Raw genomic sequence first — 931 nt, forward strand, 5'->3', positions numbered from 1 at the left:
GATGCGCTCGGCGTCGCGGCGGAGGGCGGCGTGCAGGGCGGGACCGGCGGGGGCGGTGGCGTCGTGGGCGAGCGGCGGATCCGCGACCAGCCGGTCGAGGTCGTCGAGGAGCGCGACGTAGCGCGCGGACGAGAGCGCGCGGATCACCCGCTCGCGGGCGCGGTGGTAGCGCTCGTCGAGGACGTCGTGCAGGGCGTCGCCCACGTGGTCGGGCACGGTCTCCGTGTCGTGCTCCACCACCGACCAGACGACGCGGTCGCGCAGCACCTCCATGTCGCGGGCGTCGCCGAGCACGGCCCCGAGCGCCGTGAGCTCGGCGCGGACGGGCGCGGTCGCGGCGGGGTCGATCACGTCCTGGTGGGTGCGGAGCGCGCTCCGGAGGCGGCGGACGGCGACGCGCATGCGGTGCACGGCGTCGTGCTCGTCGGCGCGCACGTGCGGGTCGGCGGCGACGAGGTCGCGGACGCCGCGGGCGAGGATCGCGCGGGCGACGTCGGCGGCGGGGCTCTCCTTGGTGAGGGTCGCGGGATCCGGCAGCGCGGGTCCCGCGGGCGCCTGCCGGCCGAGCGCGTCGGCCCCGAGCGCGCGGGCGAGCTTCGACGCGCTGTCGGAGGGGCGGGCGCCGGCGTCGAGCACGTGCCGCTCGATGAGGTCGAGGAGCGCCGTGCGCTGCTTGCGCTTCGCGGGCGCGTCCGGCAGCAGCTCGACCTCCCACTCGTGCCAGGCGCGCACGGTGCCGCCGCGCACGTCGGATCCGGTGACCCTGTCGTCGGCGAACTCGGCGACCGCCCGGCCGTCGGCGTCGTGCAGCGTGACGGTCGTGCGCACGGTCTCGAGGCGCGCGAGCGGCGTCAGCTCGCGGCCGCGCACGTGCACGGCGACCTGGTCGAGCACGGGGCCGGGGATCGCGCCGTCGCCGTCGTCGCCGTCC

1 protein-coding gene is annotated in these 931 nt (G+C 78.3%); it reads right to left on the minus strand.

Going from position 1 to position 931, the window contains the following annotated elements:
* Positions 1-931 (minus strand): CYTH and CHAD domain-containing protein (locus DZG00_RS15840; RefSeq protein ID WP_119455839.1); only part of this gene is annotated, 931 nt, incomplete at both ends.

Source organism: Clavibacter lycopersici (assembly GCF_003576405.1).
In the GTDB taxonomy this organism is placed as follows: domain Bacteria; phylum Actinomycetota; class Actinomycetes; order Actinomycetales; family Microbacteriaceae; genus Clavibacter; species Clavibacter lycopersici.